The organism is Bartonella sp. AP3QHHD (assembly GCF_042195765.1).
In the GTDB taxonomy this organism is placed as follows: domain Bacteria; phylum Pseudomonadota; class Alphaproteobacteria; order Rhizobiales; family Rhizobiaceae; genus Bartonella.
This window is the reverse complement of record NZ_JBHIPC010000085.1, coordinates 291,931-313,475: the sequence shown is the minus strand read 5'-3', so window position 1 is coordinate 313,475 and position 21,545 is coordinate 291,931. Positions and strand designations below refer to the sequence as shown.

Genomic DNA, 21,545 nt, shown 5'->3' with positions numbered 1-21,545 from the left:
TTTAAATAATTTTTAACTCTTGCATCACTTTATTTCCATACTTTTTAAATAATATTCAATAACTTAAGTAAAATAAATATTTTTATTTTGGGTTTTGTTGTGTTGTTAATCTAAGCATGTGAAGAGAATATATTAAAGAATTAAAATATTTATATATCGAAATTGAAGATGTCCTATTTTACCCAAAAAAGAACTATTATGACATAGGTGAATTTAGCTATTAATCTTTTGTTGCCAACAAGTGGTAAAATGATGCTGAATGTAGAAAAAATTGCATAAGAACCTTTAACAAAAATGATTAAAATTTAGATAGAATTACAAGGTATAAAATAGAATTTATTCCATCAGCGCTGCAATTTTTTCTGGTTAATTTATTCTACCAATATCATTAAAGCTTTCTTCTAATGACATCGTCTATCATTGGAGGGAGATATATGATTGTTTTTCGAATTGTGACAGCACACAAATTTCGTGATTTATTTTGTCCATTAAAAGATGTTTGTTAGTTGAGTAAGTTAAAAAAATACATAGAATTCCGTATAATGAAGTGTGTATGTATAAAACTTCTCAGGATGATCGTATTAATAGCAATGTTAAAGGGGGCTTTTTTTTGGAAAAATTGTAAAGAAATTATGAGTATCTCTAGGAGAAAAAACTCTGATTTTTAAAACAGAGAGAAACATTGATTATAACAGCTTATTAAGCTAAACGCAGAATATTTATCCTAATAATTGATGGTTAATTGTAACGGGATAGTTTTTTGATAATCATAAAGAAAAAGGTATAGAGCGTGTTTCTTTTAGTTAAGGAAAAGTATTGCTCATTTTTCTTTCTAAAAGTAAGAAAATTCAAAGATAATTTTTTGTTCTTGTAGTGGTGAGAAAATAATTGTCGAAGTCAGTGAAGGGGAGATTCTAATAGATTGTTACAAAGTTTAATAAAAGTTGGAATACTTAAAAATTCTTAGTTCCTATGATGATTTAAGAATACCAGATTAGGATACGGAGAATTCAAGAGCTCAAAACTTTGTGATAATATTGGTTTAGAATTACATCTTGTTCATTCAGACGAGATGAGCCAATTATTATATGTCACAGAGACATATGGGTGGAAAATTTAAAAAAAGCTTATCCAGAATCTGACTTAAAGGTTATTGGAACTTTAGGCTTGGTCTCATGTTTCTCAAAAATTAGCAACCAATCTTGTTGTGACTAGACTAAATTTGGAAGATCTGCTCACTGAGCGTTTTTATAATATTATGAAATGATAAAAATATTAATATTTCTTCTTGTCCGGGACATGAAGCCGGTGCTATTTGTATTTATTATCCGTTGCACCATTGTCCGAAATATATTTTAAGTGGTTGTCACTTGAAATATGCCTTGGAAAATTATTTGGCAAGAGAGCGTACCTATATGTATTGGAAAGTAATTTCCTATTATTTGTCTCAATCTATGGGTACAACGTTGCCAAGTATAGAATTCATGCTGACAGATGACTTGCGAAAAATAAGTGTCTATAACGCATTTAGACTAAACTTTTATGAAAAACTGGAATTTAGTACCGAACCATATTCGACAATGGAGAAAATCATAAAATGGCTTGAGTCTCTGTTTAAGAGGGGGGAGGCTATTGCGTAATTCTGTTTTTCTTATGATTGTGATTGGTTGTTTGACGAGTTTTTGTGCTAGTGGTGTATTATCTATTGGCCTTTCTTTGTTACAATTCCAAGATACAACGGGAGAAGCGTCTGCTACTTTAAATGTCGTTAATTTAATCGCAATTGGAATTGCTGGCTTATGTTTGGGAAATGTGTTGGCGTACTATCAAGGCTTTATAATTGGGTTTTATAGTCAAATTATTTGCGCTTGTTTATTGTCTTTCTTATTATTTATGAACAATCCGGTACTTATTTTATTTGTATTTTTTTTACTTGCTCTCTTGATGGGGGCTGATAACCCAAATAACAATAGTGCCTTGAATCAGCTGGTTCCAGCTCCCAAACAAAAAGCTGGAATTTTTGCATTTTACACTAGTTGCTGTCAGTTTTTTGTTATTATATCCCCATTGCTTATATATTTTATAATTGCGCATTTGGGGCACAAAATAGCCATAGCCTTTATTGTATTTATCTATCTTTTGAATGCCTGCTTATGGTTTCGTATAAAGTCTATACAACAACTAAACAGAGCAAAAGAGCTATTAAAAAAGCCATCTCAAAAAGCTTATGGAGTTGGGTTCAGGTGCCTTTGGCGGATTTCTGCGTTGCGTTTTTTAACGATTAATCGTATTTTGAATAATTCTCTCTATACGGGGCCTATTGTTTTATTGCCACTTGTTCTTGCTTCTATAACATCAGATAATATAAAATTTACAGCTATTCAAAATTCTATTTTTGCTTTGTTAGCACTGGGTTTTGTGATCAATGGTCTTATCTCATCTTATTATTTACGGAAATTTCCATCTTTAATTCGTTTTTTTGTATGGGGGGCACCGGCTTTTGCCGTGATCGCAATCTCTTTTGTTTTATATTTAAATTTTACTCAATATTCCCTTTATATTATGGGTTTTTTATTAGGTATTGGGCAATTTTATTTTAGGATATCGGGAATAACAATTGGACAAGCTATAACACCTAGTGAAAATTTAGCCGAGGTGATTTTGGCAGGCGATGCCAGTGTACGCATCATAACAGCTTTATTTTCTATTGTGCTTTTATATGCAGGAAATTTTTTTTCATTTTCTATATTATACATCCTATGTGTATTTATAGGCTTTTGCGCCCCTTTATTTATTTTGCACGGACTATCTATTTACATACAAAGCTTAAAGATAAAAGAAAGCGCCACATGAATGATATTCAATTATTACGTCAGCCTTTTTTTGATTATCGTATAGATAAAAATTTTGTACAAATATTCATGACATTAATTTTAAATAAGCACATTGCGTGAGAAAAGCTGAGGTGTTCGTTACCTCTCATGTGGATAAAACGCATTTAGCCCGTTAAGCAACGAAATTGCAAATAGCACTATGATCACCATTAATTCTAAAAGCTCTACCAGAAGTTAGTGATAATGGCAAAAATCCTTTAATGATATTTGAAGAGATCGTTTATGCTAGATCAGGTTATCTAAAGATCGAGAGGAGAGGAGCTTAAAAAGTATAAAATTCATGGAAATTCAACAGCAATTTCTAGGTGTACATAATGATAGGCATAGATCGACGCGAACTGGTCAAATTCAAACAATAAAAAATCCTGCAAATGCTGAGCTTTTTAAACTATGTCATATCAAGCATATGAAAGTTCGTTTTAAATTAATGGCGGAGAGAGAGGGATTCGAACCCTCGATATGGTTTCCCATATACACGCGTTCCAGGCGTGCGCCTTCAACCACTCGGCCACCTCTCCAGAAGTTTGCACTATACCCAGAAAGAAATAACGTGCAAGTCTAAACTATACATTCAAAACCCAAAAAACAAATTCATTTATTAAAGTAAGAGCTTTTATCTGTTGAATAACAAGCACATCCCTTCTTTTTAAGAAAAAACTTTTTTCGTGGATAGGTTTGTAGAATACAATAATGAGAATAAAAAGATTGTCACCAGTTATAAACTTTCATGCTCATTTACGCACTTTCTGCTTCACAAAAAAATACTTCTCTTAAAATTGGCATACAGTCCATAGTTTTACACAACCAAATAATTAAAATCACTTACTTATACGTCATAGGAAGGGATGGTATGTGGGGAAAGAACATTTTAAGAGAGGATAAGTGGCTCTTATGCATTTTCTTAAATAGCACGAATTTTTGCAACATTGAGAGCTGTAAAATAGTGTGATGGTGTCAGTTTTCTCTTTCATAGGATTATATAATAAGCCCTACTCTAAATCCTCTATTCAATTTCACACTTCTATATTTAGTTGATACTAAAGAAAATAAAATTCAGAAAAAAACTTTGCATTTTTAATTTAATATGTATGAATATATTTTATTTTCTGAAATGAAAAAATAGTCTCATTTTGATCAAATACAAAATAATAAAAATGCAAACCTGTTTTCATTTTTACCATATACTTTTAAATTCAGCTTTACAGTTTTCAAAATATCTAAAGTAATCTCAATTATTTAAAAGAAATTACGTATTACTTCATACTTTTGATTATCGCATTCTTTAAGCGTGATATGGTCTCATCACAAAACAGAATACTCTAAAAATACTATTTTCTTTCTCATCCACACGTTTGTAAAAAAACATCTCTTAAAGCTTGCCACATCTACCTCATACGGTATCTATGAATGGTATAAAATCTATTGGATAGCATCATCTTTCCTTAAATAAAAAGTAAAAGCCAAGTACTATCAAGCTATTTGTCGCCTAATGTTAAAATATCTATTGCTATTTGAGAGAATGCATAAAAGGAATTTATTCTTTCTTAGAGTGTTTTTATCCATACATTACTCCTCCTTGTAATGTATAAAAGAGTAATTTTTATTAATTAAATATAGAGAACTTTAAAACGAAAAAACCCTACAATATTCAGGGTTCTCATTATGTAAAACGATAAATTACCATTATAAATTAATATACTGTATTAATGTTTTACAGCACTAAAGATCTGATTAGTCTGCAAAATGAGCTCGTTCTTTCCCCTTAATGTTCTTTATCACCTTATATCCTTGCTTAGAGCACGTACAGCTCGTGCAGTTTCACATTGTAATGCTTTTTGTGCTAAAATTTTCATATCTTCAAAACTATGAGTCTGTAAACACGCCTTTACTGGAGAAATATCGCAAGATATCATAGAAAGCTCATTAATTCCCAATCCAGTCAAAATCATTGCACCAAAAGGATCTCCAGCCATACCACCACATACACTAACCCAACACTTATGTTGTGCAGCTCCCTGAATAGTCTGATAAATCATACGCAAAACTGCTGGATCAAGGCTATCAGCTTCAGACACAAGGTACGGATTTTGCCGATCAACAGCCATTGTATACTGTGTTAGGTCATTGGTTCCAATTGAAAAAAAATCAACATGGGCGCTCAATACATCTGCCATAATGGCCGCTGCTGGAACTTCGATCATAATACCAAGTTTTAATTTTGGTGCATTAATATCGTTGCGGATTTCTTCTGCAATCTTTTTTATAGCGACAATCTCTGAAACAGACATGACCATCGGAAACACAATCCATAGATCTCCACCCTCTTTTGCCGCTCGATATAAAGCACGTAATTGAGGCACAAAAAGATCACGTCGACGTAACAAAAGCCGCGTTCCTCGAACACCTAAAAAAGGATTGTCCTCTTTAGATAAATGTAAATGCGTAACCTGTTTATCTCCACCAATATCAAGTGCACGAATAATTAATGGCTTATCTCCTACAGCTGTAATCATCGCCCGATATATATTAAATTGTAGCTCTTCATCCGGAATATATGGATTCTCTAAAAACAAAAATTCCGTGCGCATGAGTCCAACACCTTCAGCCCCTAAATCAAGCGCAACAGGAACCTGATTTGCGTAGTTGACATTAGCCATGATACGAATTCTTTGACCATCTGTCGTTTGCGCTGGTAATCTACATGCATTTATTTCACTGACACGTTTTTGCGCAACAGTATCAATATGCCTTTGAGCATCTTCAACGTCTTCAAGCGTAGGATCAAGATAAATAAACCCGTTATCGCCATCAATAATAGCCTGAATATCAGACTGAATTGCTAAAATATCATCACCTGTAGCAACAACCATTGGAATACCAAGAGTACGCGCCAAAATAGCTGTATGAGATAATGGACCTCCCCATGCTGTTGCTAATCCTTTTACCCTTGTACAATCAAGTTGTGCTACATCAGAAGGAGAAAGGTCATTTGTAACCAGAATTACACCATGTGGAATATCATTTAAAAAGAACGATCTATAGGATGGATTGATTTCACCTAAAACACGTCGACCAACATCAACTAAATTAACAGCACGTGCTGCTAACAAAGGATTATCTACCTTAAAAAACATATCTGAAAATTGACGAACCGCTCTATCCCAAGACCAAGCGACACCATGACCTTCCGCTATAAAACGACAAGCTTGAGCTATTAAATTTTCATCTTCAAGCAAAACCATTTGCGCAGAAAAAATCGCAGCAGAATCTGCTCCCATACGCACTGTAATATCAGAAATCACAGATGCCATTTTATGTTTTGTTTTTGTAAGAGCATTTTCAAGACATGCTGCACCAGCTGCAAAATCAATTGGCTGATCTATTATGGAAATATCATTTTGCCTTAAAACAAAAATCTTACCAAATGCTAATCCTGAACTCGCTCCAACACCAGAAATGCCTTTTTGCATAGAGCGTGGATACCAACCATGAAAAGCCTTTGTTTGAGATTCCATTGCTCTCATCAGACATTTTTCACTAATACTCACTTTTTTTGCAATAGCAATGGCATCATTGAGAAGTTGTGCTCCTTCTGCAGCATCTGTAGAAAAAATCAGAACATCACCATTTTTTGCTCCTAATTGCAATAAACCAACCAAATTTTTCATTTCAACGGTATATTGACCATGGCGAACTCTGATAGAGTTTTGAGCCTTTTTCGCAAAATCAACCCATAGAGAAGCTGGTCGTGCATGAAGACCACTTGGATAATCTAAAGTCCATTCCTGACACACCGAAAGGTCACCAATAAAAGTTTTTTCTATCTTCATCTCTTGGTCAAACAAAGTTGTAACAATTTGCTGTTTGTCCATAGTTGTTGCAAGTACTTCAAGCTGTTTTTTATCAAATAAAAGAGACGTCAATTTTTTACAAATTTCTCTATAGCGATCTGGACACGCTGCAATGGCAATAACCAAATATGCTTTCTTGCCATCCTGCCACTCAACACCAGCAGGCACCTGTATAACAGCAACAGCATCCTTGATAATTAAATCACGATTTTCAGCCATACCATGAGGAATGGCTATACCATTTCCAAGCCAAGTATTGGTTGTTTCTTCACGTGCAAGCATACTTGCCAGATAACACTTATCAACTGCACCAACCTGCACAAGCAATTCAGCAGCAGCATAAATTGCATCATTTTTATGATCAAAAGCAGCTGCAAGTTGTACAGATCTTATAGACAAGATTTCACCATCAGTAAAATCTACATTCATTGTTTCTGCTTTCTCATATCTCATCATGAATTCAAATTGCCTCACATTTGAACACCAATATCTCTGATACATTCCTTTTCAAAGCTGCATTTCCCAAAATACAAGCTATAAATACCACCACAGCTCTCTTTATATTCTACAGAATATAGCTAAGTGAGGTGCTTAAATACCTCAATATAACCGATAAAACAATTAGATATTATTATCCACCTAAGTGCTTAAAACCATCATAAACAAGTCTGCCTCTTACTCTTTTACTTTACAAAGACAAAACCCCATTTTTTACAGCACCAATCACCTGAAAAACTATGCTTTCAAAATGCTCTCATTATCCTAAGTTATCCAACATAACTTTTCATTATTCTCCCTACAAGAAAGCATCCTTCCTAATCATCCGTAACTTCAGCTAATATTTTAATTGATTCCTCAAAGTTTATTTAACCTATTATCCCTCTTTATAAATTCATTACATAATTACAAATTGCTCCATGCAACTTATCATCTTTATTCCGTGCTACCCATCTCTTATGATATCAAACTCTCGATATATAATATTTATATATTTTAAGCTACACCTTTACTTCAATCAATATCGCAAATACACAATGCCCTCTGTCGCACATTTGCAAAGTACGACATCCCCCCCCAAGCACCATCACCAACTACTAAAATCAAGAAAAACTCTACAAATAAGATAAATAAAGTAAAAAATGAAAAGCAATTATTGCCTTAACCCTAGCTCTTATGCTTGTTTATTTTCAACAATACACAATAATAGTGAAATCAGAAAAAATATTCTTGAAGGGCGCTGATTGCACGTTGGTTATTTTTATATCTTTAAACACCGTAATCCTTAAAAATATAATTTCACTCTCGATTTACCGAAAATTCCTTAATGCACGTCACTTTCAAAGTAGTTTTGACTACCTTCTTATGGATTTTTATCCCTATGTCTTTTTAAATGAATATCCCCACCTATCCACACTACCACCTAAAAACAGTATGACAACTCATCAATACCACAATGCCGATAAAAAGACCCATCTTTATCAAAATGATTACATCAATAATGCTCTCATTAAATTTCTCATAATTTTCTGAAAACAAACTGCTTCTCTTATAAGAAATTACTCAACGCTTCTTCATACATAAAAAGAAAGTCTCTCCTCACTGATTATTATACAGAAACTTATCAATAAACTCTATCATAATATCAATATGTTCAGTATTTAAATACTAACATAACAGCGCACAAACTTTTTCCCTCATTGAGAAAAGCCATTTCCCCAATTCTACCTTTTTATCTTCTACATTTATTATAGTACCAACGCAAAAAGGGAAAGATGAGATTCATCTTTCCCTTTGAATACTTATAAAACCACAACTACAATTCAATGAAATCCCGTTGATGGCTAGAGAGTGTTACAGATTACTCTGCTGCCTCCAGCATAGGAATGACTGAAACATAGGAACGATTACCCGCTTTGCGTTGAAAAGAAACCTTTCCATTTGATAATGCAAAAAGCGTATGATCTTTTCCAATACCAACATTGTTACCAGGATGCCAACGTGTACCACGCTGGCGAATAATAATATTTCCGGCAATAACGGTTTCACCACCAAATTTTTTAACGCCTAGACGTTTCGATTCTGAATCACGACCATTACGCGAGGAACCACCAGCTTTTTTATGTGCCATAGACGCTCTCCTTTAATCTTTCTTACTCTTTGATGCTACAGACGCTTTCTTCTGCGGCGCAGTCTTTTTTTCAACCGTTTTTTTAGCCGTCTTCTCAACAGAAGCAGCAGCTTTTGTTTCTTGTGGTGTAGTTTCTTCTTCTTTTATAGGTTTCGCAGCAACTTTTTTAGGTTTTGAACCACCCATTAAAATTTCTAAAACACGAAGCCTCGTAAATTCTTGACGATGGCCACGCGTGCGTTTAGAATTTTGGCGACGGCGCTTCTTAAATGCGATAACCTTGCGCCCACGTGCCTGTTCTAAAATCTCAGCTGTCACCAATGCATCAGCAACGACAGGGGTACCAATAACCGCATTACCTTCTTGCCCAACCATTAATATGTCATTGAATTCAACAACATCACCCGCATTTCCACTAACTTTTTCAACTTTTACCACTTGATTAGCAACAATGCGGTATTGCTTACCACCAGTTTTAATGACTGCGAACATTTTTTATCCTTCCGTTCACTCCAGCTCTTATTTAATTTCTGCCTTGAAATAAGGGAAAATAGGCTGCTTTTTATCAGTCGTAATAGATCCCAAAGAAGGATAAAACCTTCTTCAACACAAATATGCGCAGATTTCCCCACGCTTATATTTTGTATATATGAAGGAATTTCTATTCTCTGTCAATAAAGTCCCATAAAAAAGAAAAAAAGGTTGTACCAAAAACAATTGAAGGTTATCTACCCCTTATACACTCAAATAGTGCCGATTTTTGTTTCACTTTATTATGGAGAGATGGCTGAGTGGTTGAAAGCACCGCACTCGAAATGCGGCATAGGGGCAACTCTATCGGGGGTTCAAATCCCTCTCTCTCCGCCACAGTTTATAAAGCGATATTATTAAAACTGTCTTTAATCGTAGCTTTCCGGTTGTAGCTTGTCAGCAGGTTTTGTACCAATTTATTTTTTTCGAAGGATTTTAAGGGGGGGCTCAAAGGGTCTTCAAAGACCTCTCAAAGGTCTTTATCGTTTTTGCGAATAAATTCTCATTTTTACAATTTTTGCACTTTTTTGATTTTCTGTTACATAAATCTAATCCAGATAATAAGAGAAGGCATAGTAAAATTAAAGAATTATCTCATATTTCTCCTCCTTCTACTTTTGCTTAGTTAGTACAAAACCTACTGTAAAATTATATTATTTTGCACGTCTTGCTTGAATATGTGCTAGCAACCCTAATGTTGAACTATCACGATTATCCGCTTTACTTTCTCCACGAAGAATTGGTAGTAACTCGTTTGCTAATTCTTTACCAAGCTCAACACCCCATTGATCAAATGAATTAATATTCATTAAAATCCCTTCAACAAAAGTACGATGTTCATAAAGCGCAATAAGACGACCGAGTGCAAAAGGTGTTAATAAATCCTGAACCAGCGTAATGCTGGGACGGTTTCCTTTAAAACTTCTATGAATAGCTAAATAACCTGCTTCACGTTCATCAACTCCATTTTTTATCAAGATATGCTGAGCATCTTCAATACTACGCCCCTTCATCAAGGCTTTTGACTGTGCTAAACAGTTTGCTAGCAACATCTCATACATAGAATGTAAATTTTTCTCATGCCCTTTTATAAATAAAATAAATTCTACAGGAATAACATCTGTTCCTTGATGCAGAAGCTGAAAAAAAGCATGTTGACTATTTGTTCCTGAATCCCCCCAAACAATTGGACCACTTGAAAAACTTAATGGTTTTCCATCCAGCGAGACTTGCTTACCATTTGATTCCATATCAAGCTGTTGTAAATAAGCTGGAAAATGTATTAAACGCTGTGCATAAGGAATGATAGAACGTGATGAATAACCACAAATAACACGATGCCAGAATCCTAAAAGAGCAAAACGAATAGGAATATTTTTATGCAAAGGCATTGTTTTAAAATGTTGGTCCATTTGCAATGCACCATTGAGAAATTGGCGGAAATTTCCACCACCTATTGCAAACATAACAACAAGTCCAATGGCTGACCAAATTGAATAACGTCCTCCCACCCAATTCCAAAATTTAAAAACTCTTGTGGAATCTATGCCAAATTCTGCTACTTTATCAAGCGCACTTGAAACAGCAACAAAATGCGTACCAATGGCTTCTTCTCCTAAATGTGAACAAATCCACTGACGTGCAACTTGAGCATTGACCATTGTTTCAGCCGTTGTAAAAGTTTTAGAAGCAATGACAAACAGCGTTGTTGCTGGATTCAAAATAGAGAGAGTATCAGAAATATGGGCACTGTCAGCATTAGAAACAAAATGACACTGTGGACCATCATGATAAGGTTTTAAAGCATATGTGACCATTGCAGGACCAAGATCAGAACCACCAATACCAATATTGACAATATCACTTATTCTCTCGCCACTGTTTCCCTTATAGCTGCCATCACGCACCTTTTCAGAAAATCTTTCCATATCTTCAAGGACGTCTTGAATATCGCGAATAAGATTATGACCATCCAACATGAAAATTTCATCAGCAGGTAAACGTAACGCAATATGAAGAACTGAGCGTTTTTCAGTTGTATTAATAGCCTTACCAGAAAACATTGCGTCACGCCGGCCTAACACATCTGCTGCGACAGCTAAATCATCTAGAAGTTGCAATGTTTTAAATGTCACACCACATTTTGAAAAATCGAAAAGAAGATCATCAAGTCTGAGGGAAAAATGGAAAAAACGCTGTTCATCTTCTACAAAATGCCGACGAATATCATAGACCCCATCCTTTGCGGCATGGTTTCTTAAAGCTTTTAATGTGGCTTCAAAAGCCATTTCATTTCGAATCGAAAAGCTATCTCCCATAAGCTTATCCTATACGGTTATTGATAATGAAATCTATGCCCAAACAATAACAAAGCAGAAAGCATCTCCTTTATTGATCGCTATTTTCACTGCTCACATAAAAATGAAGGAATATACAAAATATAAAGTATAAGATCCGAAAATGATATTTTTACAAGAATAAACTTTCAAATCTTTTCTATCATATACATCATTTAACTTGATTGAGTTCTTTTATTAAGCGTAAATTTTCTTCTGCTTTTGGTCTTATAAAACGCCCTAAAAAAAGATAAACAACCGGTGTAACATAAAGCGTAAAAATAGTTGCTAAACCTAAGCCACCAACGATAACCCAACCTAAAGCTATACGAGCTTCTGCGCCAGCACCTTTGGCCAAAACCAAAGGAATACCTCCTAAAATGGCACAAATCATTGTCATACAAACTGGACGAAGGCGAATGTTTGCTGCTTCTTCTACGGCTTCACGCACGCTTCTTCCCTGATCGCGTAATTGATCTGCAAATTCAACAATGAGAATACCATTTTTTGCCATAACACCAATTAACAAAATTAATCCAATTTGGCTGTAAATATTAAGACTTACACCACTTAATAGCATAGCAATTACAGCACAACCAATCCCTAATGGGACAGTGGCCATGATAATGAATCCTGAAATAAAGCTTTCAAACTGAGCAGCCAAAATCAATAAAATAATCAAAAAGGCAATGCCAAAAACAATCATAAAATTGGAAGATGTTTCATTAAGCGTTTCGGCTTCCCCTAAAGGAACCAAGTAGGTTCCTTTCGATAACAAAGGAGAAGCAATTTTCTGTACAGTTTGGTAAGCTTCCCCTAAAGCAATATCTGGAGCAAGATTTGCGCTTAAAATAACAGCACTCATGCGTTTTTCCCGTTTTAGTTGGGGAGCAATAGCTTTTTCATGTAAACGCGCAATAACCGATAAAGGAACATATCGATTGTCTTTGGTTTTTAAAAAAATATTTTCTAAATCGCTAGGACTCTTCATAGAATTTGTACGCGATATCAATTTAACATCGTAAGAATGATCATCCACGTTAATGGAACCAATCTTTTTACCATCCAACATTGCTTGTAATGTATCGCCCAAATTCGTGATATCAATCCCTAAATCGGAGGCTTTTTTTCGATTGATTTCAATAAAAAATTGCGGTTGTGTTGCATCAACAGTAAGGCGTGGGCGAATAAAACGCGGATCATCTTGTAAAGCACTAACCAGCTTATCAGCAATGGGTTGTAATGTTGCATAATCATTGCCAAGAATTGCAAATTGCAACCCTTGCCCAGTTCCACTCACACCTAGAGAATTTCCCTGCGCAGCAAACACAAAAACTGCGGGAAACTGTTTAACCTTTGCATTAACATCTTTCACGATTTCTTGCTGACTACGTAAACGTTTATTCCAAGATGAAAGCAATAAAATCAAAAAAGCAGTATTGGGTGAACCTCCAATACCCGCGATAGAGTAACTGTTAGCAATCTCCCCTGCATCACGTAATGGCTGTAGACTTGCTTCAATTTGCTCTACCTGCTCGTTCAAATATTGTGTCGAAATACCTTGTGGTCCATTAATGACCAAAAAGATAAGAGCTCTATCTTCTGCTGGCGTTAATTCCTGTTGCAGTTTCATATAGCCCCCAATACAAAGCCCCCCAAAAATAAGTGAAGCAAAAACAACAGCCCAAGGTTTTTCTAAACACTTATGCAAACTGTACGTATATGCCTTATGAAAAAAAGTACCTAATTTATATAAAAAAGTAAAATAATGATGGGACTTTTCCTCTTTCTCCTCAATATGTTCTTTGAGAAAACGTGAAGCCAACATGGGACAAAGCGTTAAAGCAACAATTGAAGAAAGCAAAATAGAAATTGCCAAAACAAAACCGAATTCTCTAAAAAGTCCTCCAACTTGCCCAGGAAGAAAGGAAATAGGAACAAACACAGCCACTAATGTCAATGTTGTTGCTAAAACAGCAAAAAATACTTCACGTGTTCCTATCACCGCTGCTGCTCTGGAACCTAATCCCATGTTGCGCCACCGAACAATATTCTCAAGAACAACAATGGCATCATCCACAACAAGCCCTGTTGCTAAAACAAGTCCTAAAAATGTGAGAATATTCAATGAAAACCCTACAAGATAAATAGCTGCAATGGTACCAATCAAAGCGACAGGAAGAGATAAAGCAGGTATCAGCGTTACACGAATGTCTCTGAGAAAAAGAAAAATGACCAAGATAACGCTCAAAATAGCAATGACCAAAGCAACTTCAACCTCATGAAGAGCGCTTTTAATAAAAATTGCATCGTCATTAATAACGTCTATATTTACAGAAGAAGGAACAATACTTTTGAGATTATCAACAACGGCTCTCACACCTTCAGAAATATTAAGAGTGTTGGATTGTGCTTTACGCACGATACCTAATCCAATACCTGTCTTTCCATTGATACGAAGAATAACTGTTTCTATATCCGGCGATAAAGTAACATGCGCAACATCACCAAGATGCACATGAGGCTTTAAAACAACTTGTTCAAAAGATTCTGGTGTTGTTAAACGTGCAGTAGCACGTACAACTAAAGTTTGCTTAGAATTGCGTAATGACCCTACTGGCACATCTGTTGTCATATCAGCAAGAACACGTGAAATATCTGCTACAGTTAATCCATAACTTGCAAGTTTTGCTTGATCTATATCAATCTGAAAAATCTTTGTGCGAGCACTATCGACCTGTACATCACCAACACCATCAACAGCAGAAATAGCATCAACAATCTGATCGTTTACAATCGTGGTTAAATCATCAACACTCATTGTTGGTGACGTTACAACCAAATACATCATGGCAGCAGCATTCGAATCTGCTTTAATAATCAAAGGCAAATCCGCATCTTTCGGTAAAGAATAGGTAACACGAGAGAGAGCATCACGAATATCAGATGCAGCAACATTCAAATCAACACCGACATTAAAGTTAATCTTCACACGGGAGCGTCCAAAAGAAGACGTTGAAGAAATCGCCTTAACACCTGAAACACGAGAAACAGCATCTTCTATAATTTTTGTAACTTCACGATCAATTGTTTCCGCCGATGCACCAGAAAACATCGTCACAATCGTTGTTACGGGAGTATCAACATCGGGTAATTCTCTTACATCAACATTTAACCATGCTGCAAATCCTGCAATGATGATCATAGCATTCAAAACAAGAGTAAAAACCGGTCTGCGAATAAATAAGGTAATGAGACCACCTTGCTCCACCTTTGACGTAGGCTGTTTTGTGCTCAATTCTTGGCTCATTGTATATCCGTTCCATAACCTACTGATAATTGCTGTTGAAGAGACTTTGGATCATCAATAGTTACTTTACTTCCTGGATAAAGCATTTGCACCCCTTGAATGACAACTTGATCACCATTTTCTAGGGGAGCTTTCACGAAAACCTGATACGCTTTATGCTGAATAATTGTTACGGGAATAGACTCTACTTTTCCTTCTCTCACACGCCAAACGAATGATCCTTTACTATTCCATTGAACTGCAAGAGGATTAACGACAGGAAAAGAACCACCATGAAACTGCAAGGAAACAGAAAAGGACATACCAGACATGAGCGTATCTTTTTCATTATTGATTTCAACCTGAACATGAAGTGTGCGACTTTCTGGATCAACGATATTATCAATCGCATAAATATGACCAACAAAAGATCTATCTGGCTGCGCGATTAACGTTGCCGTTACCTCATCTCCTTTATGGATGCGCGACACATATCGTTCAGGGGCCCATATATCGACCAAAATACGTTCTCTATTCTCAATACGGCCTATTACAGTATTAAGGTCCACGTTATTCCCCGCATCAACGGGCAAAATACCAACAACTCCAGGAATCGGTGCTCGAATTGTTCGCCGATCGAGATCTAATTCAGCATTACGCAAAACTAAATTTGCGTTATCCAATTCTAAGCGTGCCATAATTTCTTGAACTTCCGTTGCTGTATTGCTGGCGCGTAATTTAAGAATGCGCGAAAGCGTTAACGCATTGTTATCACGTTGCACTTTTGCTTTTGCAGCCGCTATTTCTTCTTTTTTAGAATCAAGCTTTGCAATCACATCATCGGCTTGTACTTTTGTACCCGCTGATACAAAAAGCTTATCAATAACACCTGAGGATAAAGGGGTAAGCTCGACTTCTGCAAGAGCTTTTCCACTCCCAAGAACGTTAAGTTGTTCATAAAGATCTTGAACTTTTACAAGATCAACGACAACATTTACCGGTGGCCTTCCCATTTTTTCATTTGAAGCTTTATCCGATACTCTTGTTTTATCCACCATAGAAATGGGTTGGTCCGCACTCTTTTTTCCAGCCCAATAGGTAACCGTTAAAACAACGATTAAAAACACCAATGGAAAGCTCTTTTTTAATAACGCCATACATCCGCCCTTGCTGTGCCATCTTCATCTGAAATAGTTTTCAACAGTAATATCGGCGTTTTACACAAAAACCCAACAGCGGGTGTATATATCTTACCCCCACCGCAAAAAACACATCTCATCTCTGCTTGACTATCTTTCATAGATTAAAACGTCAAGTTAACTATCGTTCATATTGCTTTGTATGGTCATGATAAAAAAATGTTCATATCAAAACCAACTGAAGCCATAATATATTATATCTTTTTTTAAAATATCTCATAAAAAAGAGAAATTTTTTTTATTACTATCCAAGTTTCACTTGCATTTCTTTAATGAAACGATTAGGAACCCTTTGTCTTAGACAATGTAAAAAATTGAAATGTATGCACCCGTAGCTCAGCTGGATAGAGCACCAGACTACGAATCTGGGGGTCAGGAGTTCGAATCTCTTCGGGTGCGCCATCATCAACAATATCTTCTTATAAAGTCAGACTTTTTAAATTCTTTATTTTGTGATTTGTTATTTTGTATTTTGTCATTTCATTTTGTTGTGAGTCGTTTCTTTAGCCATTTTGCTAAAATAAGATGTTATGAGTCCTTCAATTCAGCTCTAAGGTGCTTTTATTAGCTTATAATCGTAGCGATTGCATGAGTAGCGTGTGTTGTTGTTTTCTTTTTTCAATCTATGCGCTTGTTTTTGGTCTCTTCCGGATTATACTCTCTACTCAGTTAGGTAATTTTTTACGTGCTTATTTCTAATTATTCCATAACTGGATGCTTCTGGATATTTTATTCCTAGCAGTCCCATCTTAAGAGGGACTTCAGATGTGCCGCCATAAATTCCGGTTTACCACCATGTGAAACTTTTTCAGTGTGTTGTTGGAAAGAATAAATAAACTACTTCTCAAACGTACTACTATGAAACACTTATGGTATCCATTAATATCATCAGCATTTGTTGCAAACCAAAGATTCTTTTTCCTAAAAAACAATAAAACTCTTCTTGTGCTTCTTTAGCATTATCTCTTGCATGGCATATCATCGATTTCTATGATATCTTAATATTTTTCTGTTCTCTATGAATTTTTCTAATTAATCCATGGGGTACAGATCCCAAACGTTAATAAAAGCTAAGTTTAAAGAATTTTTCCATGCCTAAAACTGATATTGAAATTGCTCGCACTGCTAAAAAGCAACATATTATTGAAATTGCACAAAAAATTGGTATCTCACATGAAAATCTCATTCCCTATGGTCATGATAAAGCTAAAATTTCTTCTGAATACATAAAATCGCTTAATAAAAATCCAGATGGTAAACTTATCCTTCTCACAGCTATCAATCCCACACCTGCCGGAGAAGGCAAAACAACAACAACAGTTGGACTAAGTGATGCTCTTAATCTTATTGGTAAAAAAACAATAGCTACCTTGAGAGAACCATCTTTAGGTCCCTGTTTTGGTGTAAAAGGTGGTGCTGCTGGTGGTGGTTATGCGCAAGTCATTCCAATGGATGATCTTAATTTACATTTTACCGGTGATTTTCATGCTATTACAGCTGCTCATAATCTTCTTGCCGCAATGATAGATAATCATCTTTATTGGGGAAACACTCTAAACATTGATCCACGTCGCATTGTTTGGAAACGCGTTCTTGATATGAATGATCGTGCATTGCGCGATATTGTCATTTCATTGGGGGGCATAACAAATGGTTTTCCACGCCAAACAGGTTTTGATATTACTGTTGCATCAGAAATTATGGCGCTTCTTTGTCTCTCTGAAAATTTAGAAAACCTTACACAAAGACTCAAGAAAATTATTGTTGCTTATCGTTATGATAAAACGCCCATCACCGTTGCTGATCTCAATGCGGAAGGTGCAATGGCAGTTCTTCTCAAAGATGCTATACAACCCAATCTCGTACAGACAATTGAAAATAATCCTGTTCTCGTTCATGGAGGACCTTTTGCCAACATTGCTCATGGTTGCAATTCAGTTATAGCAACAAAAACTGCTTTAAAACTTGCTGATTATGTTGTCACAGAAGCAGGGTTTGGAGCAGATCTTGGAGCAGAAAAGTTCTTCAATATCAAATGTAGGCAAGCAGGTATTGTACCAAATGCTACAGTGATCGTCGCAACTATTCGTGCATTAAAAATGAACGGTGGTCTGGATAAAAATAACCTGACAGAAGAAAATATTACCGCTTTAGAAAAAGGAGCTGCCAATCTTTTACGACACATAGAAAATATGAAGCACTACGGTATTCCTTGTGTTGTGGCTATCAATCATTTTGACAGCGATAGCGATGCTGAAATAAAAACATTACAAAAAATAGTTGCAACAACTGGACACAAAGCTATTATCTGTAAGCATTGGGAACAAGGTGGAAAAGGCGCTATAGAACTTGCACAAGAACTCGTTACCTTGATTGAAAAGCACGATTCTGATTTTAAAGTTCTCTATCAAGATGATATTCCACTCGTTCAAAAAATTAATTGTATTATAACAAAGCTATACGGTGGACGTGGCGCCATCATCCCAGCCCCTATTCTCAAACAACTTGAAACTTGGGAAAAAGAAGGTTTTGGCGTCTACCCTATTTGTATGGCAAAAACACCTTATTCTTTTTCTTCTGATCCCAAGCAATACGGCGCTCCTGTTGATTTTGAAATTCCCATACGAGAAGTTCGTCTCTGTGCGGGAGCCGGCTTTATTGTTGTCATTTGTGGAGATGTTATGACCATGCCGGGACTACCCCATTATCCCACGGCTGAAAAAATTCATCTTGACGAAAATGATCAAATACAAGGACTTTCATAAATTTATAACCGTAAATTCTATCATTCATTATAAAAAGCGTTTTATTATAAAAAAAATAGAATTTTAAAAAGCGATATAGACAAATGTCTTATTTATATGATATAAGCGTTTGTCCTTTTGGATATGCCTTTAAAAGGACGTAGGTTTTTTCCTATCATTTATGACACTGAAAAAAGCAGGATAGATAGTGCAAGTACTCGTTCGTGATAATAATGTTGACCAAGCGCTCCGTGCGTTGAAAAAAAAGATGCAGCGTGAAGGTATCTTCCGTGAAATGAAAATGCGTACTTATTATGAGAAGCCATCTGAGAAGCGTGCTCGTGAAAAAGCTGAAGCTATTCGTCGTACACGTAAGCTTGCTCGTAAGCGTGCGCAAAGAGAGGGTTTTGTTAGTAACGGACGGACTGTTGCGGTAAAGTAATATACTTTATAATATTATATAATTGCATAAGCAATAGATAGTAAGCTACTAGAAAATTTTATCTTCATAGGCGATTGCAATAAATTGCTTGTGTGTGGGTTTTTGTGTACAATGTTATCTAATATGTTAGTTATTTGAAAATAATAAGATTTCTATCATAGAGGTGGTTTTTATTTCACTCTTATATTTCAAAAAATAGATAACAAACTACACTTGAGATATTTAAGCGACTTTTTCCTATGTAAATTGAGTGCGGGGTGTTTTATTATCACTTTTCACTATAATTTTCTCCTTCTGGATATCTATTACATCACTGCTTCTTATGTACAAATTTCATGATGAATTTCTTTTTTGTCATTAAATATTCTACATCTTTCGATCATCCTAGGTCTGATTACAAAACAAAAATAACTATCGCAATATGCGATTGTGTGTAAAATATAATATCAAATTCATAATCCTCTTTCCCTTCAGTTATGTAACGAAACGATATAATTCCATAACTTTTTATATCTCTTGATTCTGTTTCTCTAAAGGATGACGAATTTCAACCACTGCACTATAGATTCTTTTTTCTTGATAAATTTCTTCTATTCATCACTTATGTAATTACCCTCATCAGTGTATCGAATAAGCCTTTCTATTTCATTCAACTTTCTTCTATACTGAGTTAGAGAAAAAAAATTGACAATAAACAGAGAAAACACTGTGTTTTAATATGGATGAATGTGCCTTTTATTACCATTTTTGATGGAAATGTTTTTAAAATTTAAATAACGAGTTAAAGTTTCTCAACACTTTCTCATATTGAATCAATGAAGATTATTTTCTTGTACATCATAAGCGGGATTCGTACGCAAATAGAATAAAAGCTATTTAAGAAAAAACAAAAAGGCTTCTTATGAATACCATAAATAATAGGAATAGCATAACATTGAAAGCTGGTAAATAGAACGATGAAGCCAGCTTATCTACCATACGGATAAGCATTATCATGGCATAAGATTAGAGTGTAGCAAATTTTATAAATGAATTATCACGAAAAAGTATCCTGTTAAAATTAGCCTTCATATATCAATCTACTCTATAAATGTTGCTCATATTTTTACGCTTAAATGTTTTATTTATCGTATTATTTTGTTCATTCAAAACTTCTTTTCAAGCCACACAATAATCCCTTTACTGAACAGCTCTTTGTTCATAATATGCATACATGCACTTTTACTTTGAGAAACAAACTCAGAAAAGAGATGCAATACTTTAGCCCTAATTTCCTGTACAAAAACTGCTAAGGCTCCAGTATACTTTACTGTTTTATCACGCCTACAGCTACATAAAAATCTCATGTTTATTTATATCTACTCCCTCATAAACAAGATAAGCACTAAGAAATACAAACCTTTTGTTTTCCTTATTTTGATATTTTTGTAGCAATTTTTTCATCGTTTAGATCTCTTTAACGAGCAATGTGTCATACTTTTTATCAGTTTCCAGTCTTATCTTTCAGATTTTAAATTTCCAATATATGACGAAATAAAGGAGTTCGGTGTGCAAAATTCTCGTTGGTTTCGCATTTCAATACTCATATCATGTATCTTAATAGCAATAGTCATTGTATTGGGTTCACCTCATTTGTTGCATGCACAAACATTTAATCAAAATTTAGGGCCCAGTGGTTTACCACTTCCGCGATTTGCTTCGATTAAACCCACCAGCGTTAATGTACGCGTCGGACCAGGAAGCAACTATTCTATCATTTTCACCTACAAAAAGAAGGGCTTACCTATTGAAATCATTCAAGAATATGATCAATGGCGCAAAATTCGTGATGCAGAAGGCGATGAGGGATGGGTGTATCAATCGCTTTTATCGGGAAAGCGAACTGCTATAACTATTCCATGGCAAAAAGATAAAACAAAAAGGCTGATGCTACGAAAAAAACCCACCGACAACGCAGAACTTGTGGCGGAAGTAGAACCTAACGTCATTGGTAATATCCTCCAATGTGATGGACAATGGTGCGAACTAAACATTAATAATACACGTGGATGGCTTCAGCAACCCCAGTTATGGGGAATCTATCCTGATGAAAAAGTAAAAGGTTGGTGAATACTCAAACTCAACAAGTTTA

General features: G+C 35.3%; 10 protein-coding genes and 3 tRNA genes. 6 read left to right on the top strand and 7 right to left on the bottom strand.

All coding sequences use genetic code 11. The features are described 5' to 3' along the window. Positions 1-1,632: 1,632 nt before the first annotated feature. Positions 1,633-2,853, top strand: coding sequence for an MFS transporter (locus tag ACFIL7_RS06380; protein WP_375636329.1), 1,221 nt, complete (start codon positions 1,633-1,635; stop codon positions 2,851-2,853). Positions 2,854-3,322: 469 nt separating this feature from the next. Here ACFIL7_RS06380 and ACFIL7_RS06375 read toward each other — a convergent pair. The 4 genes from ACFIL7_RS06375 to rplU form a co-directional block, all read right to left on the bottom strand. After that, positions 3,323-3,412: transfer RNA gene (locus ACFIL7_RS06375), tRNA-Ser, on the bottom strand. Between the two features lie 1,257 nt (positions 3,413-4,669). Further along, entirely contained in the window at positions 4,670-7,201 is a 2,532-nt protein-coding gene (gene ptsP, locus ACFIL7_RS06370) for a phosphoenolpyruvate--protein phosphotransferase (RefSeq protein WP_375633222.1), read from the bottom strand. A gap of 1,402 nt (positions 7,202-8,603) precedes the next feature. Next, entirely contained in the window at positions 8,604-8,873 is a 270-nt protein-coding gene (gene rpmA, locus ACFIL7_RS06365; RefSeq protein ID WP_100130483.1) for a 50S ribosomal protein L27, read from the bottom strand. 12 nt (positions 8,874-8,885) lie between these two features. After that, positions 8,886-9,365: a 50S ribosomal protein L21 gene (gene rplU, locus ACFIL7_RS06360; protein WP_375629522.1), complete on the bottom strand. Its 480-nt coding sequence runs from the start codon at positions 9,363-9,365 to the stop codon at positions 8,886-8,888. 285 nt (positions 9,366-9,650) lie between these two features. On the opposite strand from rplU, the gene ACFIL7_RS06355 reads away from it, so the two are divergent. After that, positions 9,651-9,740 (top strand) — tRNA-Ser (locus ACFIL7_RS06355). A gap of 317 nt (positions 9,741-10,057) precedes the next feature. On the opposite strand, the gene pgi is transcribed toward ACFIL7_RS06355, so the two are convergent. The 3 genes from pgi to ACFIL7_RS06340 all read right to left on the bottom strand — a co-directional run bounded on the left by pgi (position 10,058) and on the right by ACFIL7_RS06340 (position 16,186). Then, the gene (gene pgi, locus ACFIL7_RS06350; RefSeq protein WP_375634032.1) at positions 10,058-11,722 is read right to left on the bottom strand and encodes a glucose-6-phosphate isomerase; all 1,665 of its coding nucleotides are present in this window, start codon (positions 11,720-11,722) and stop codon (positions 10,058-10,060) included. A 190-nt stretch (positions 11,723-11,912) separates the two neighbouring features. Next, positions 11,913-15,050 carry an efflux RND transporter permease subunit gene (locus tag ACFIL7_RS06345; protein ID WP_375642746.1) on the bottom strand — a complete coding sequence of 1,046 codons (3,138 nt, stop codon included), beginning with the start codon at positions 15,048-15,050 and terminating at the stop codon, positions 11,913-11,915. Next, complete coding sequence (locus ACFIL7_RS06340; RefSeq protein WP_375634028.1) at positions 15,047-16,186, bottom strand: efflux RND transporter periplasmic adaptor subunit; 1,140 nt, start codon at positions 16,184-16,186, stop codon at positions 15,047-15,049. The genes ACFIL7_RS06345 and ACFIL7_RS06340 overlap by 4 nt, the downstream gene beginning before the upstream one ends. Positions 16,187-16,553: 367 nt before the next feature. Here ACFIL7_RS06340 and ACFIL7_RS06335 point away from each other — a divergent pair. From ACFIL7_RS06335 to ACFIL7_RS06320, 4 genes are all read left to right on the top strand, one after another. Continuing rightward, a tRNA-Arg gene (locus ACFIL7_RS06335) sits at positions 16,554-16,630 on the top strand. A gap of 689 nt (positions 16,631-17,319) precedes the next feature. Continuing rightward, positions 17,320-18,993, top strand: coding sequence for a formate--tetrahydrofolate ligase (locus ACFIL7_RS06330; protein WP_375617551.1), 1,674 nt, complete (start codon positions 17,320-17,322; stop codon positions 18,991-18,993). Positions 18,994-19,180: 187 nt separating this feature from the next. Next, a complete protein-coding gene (gene rpsU / locus ACFIL7_RS06325) occupies positions 19,181-19,414 on the top strand; it encodes a 30S ribosomal protein S21 (RefSeq protein WP_375617550.1) in 234 nt (77 codons plus the stop codon). Positions 19,415-20,962: 1,548 nt separating this feature from the next. Further along, positions 20,963-21,523: an SH3 domain-containing protein gene (locus tag ACFIL7_RS06320; RefSeq protein WP_375634026.1), complete on the top strand. Its 561-nt coding sequence runs from the start codon at positions 20,963-20,965 to the stop codon at positions 21,521-21,523. Positions 21,524-21,545: the final 22 nt, after the last annotated feature.

Bases quoted from the DNA above. Each gene is read 5' to 3' on its own strand.
- ACFIL7_RS06345 (WP_375642746.1), bottom strand. From the start codon at position 15,050: ATGAGCCAAGAATTGAGCACAAAACAGCCTACGTCAAAGGTGGAGCAA.
- ACFIL7_RS06340 (WP_375634028.1), bottom strand. From the start codon at position 16,186: ATGGCGTTATTAAAAAAGAGCTTTCCATTGGTGTTTTTAATCGTTGTT.
- ptsP (WP_375633222.1), bottom strand. From the start codon at position 7,201: ATGATGAGATATGAGAAAGCAGAAACAATGAATGTAGATTTTACTGAT.
- rpmA (WP_100130483.1), bottom strand. From the start codon at position 8,873: ATGGCACATAAAAAAGCTGGTGGTTCCTCGCGTAATGGTCGTGATTCA.
- rplU (WP_375629522.1), bottom strand. From the start codon at position 9,365: ATGTTCGCAGTCATTAAAACTGGTGGTAAGCAATACCGCATTGTTGCT.
- ACFIL7_RS06330 (WP_375617551.1), top strand. From the start codon at position 17,320: ATGCCTAAAACTGATATTGAAATTGCTCGCACTGCTAAAAAGCAACAT.
- pgi (WP_375634032.1), bottom strand. From the start codon at position 11,722: ATGGGAGATAGCTTTTCGATTCGAAATGAAATGGCTTTTGAAGCCACA.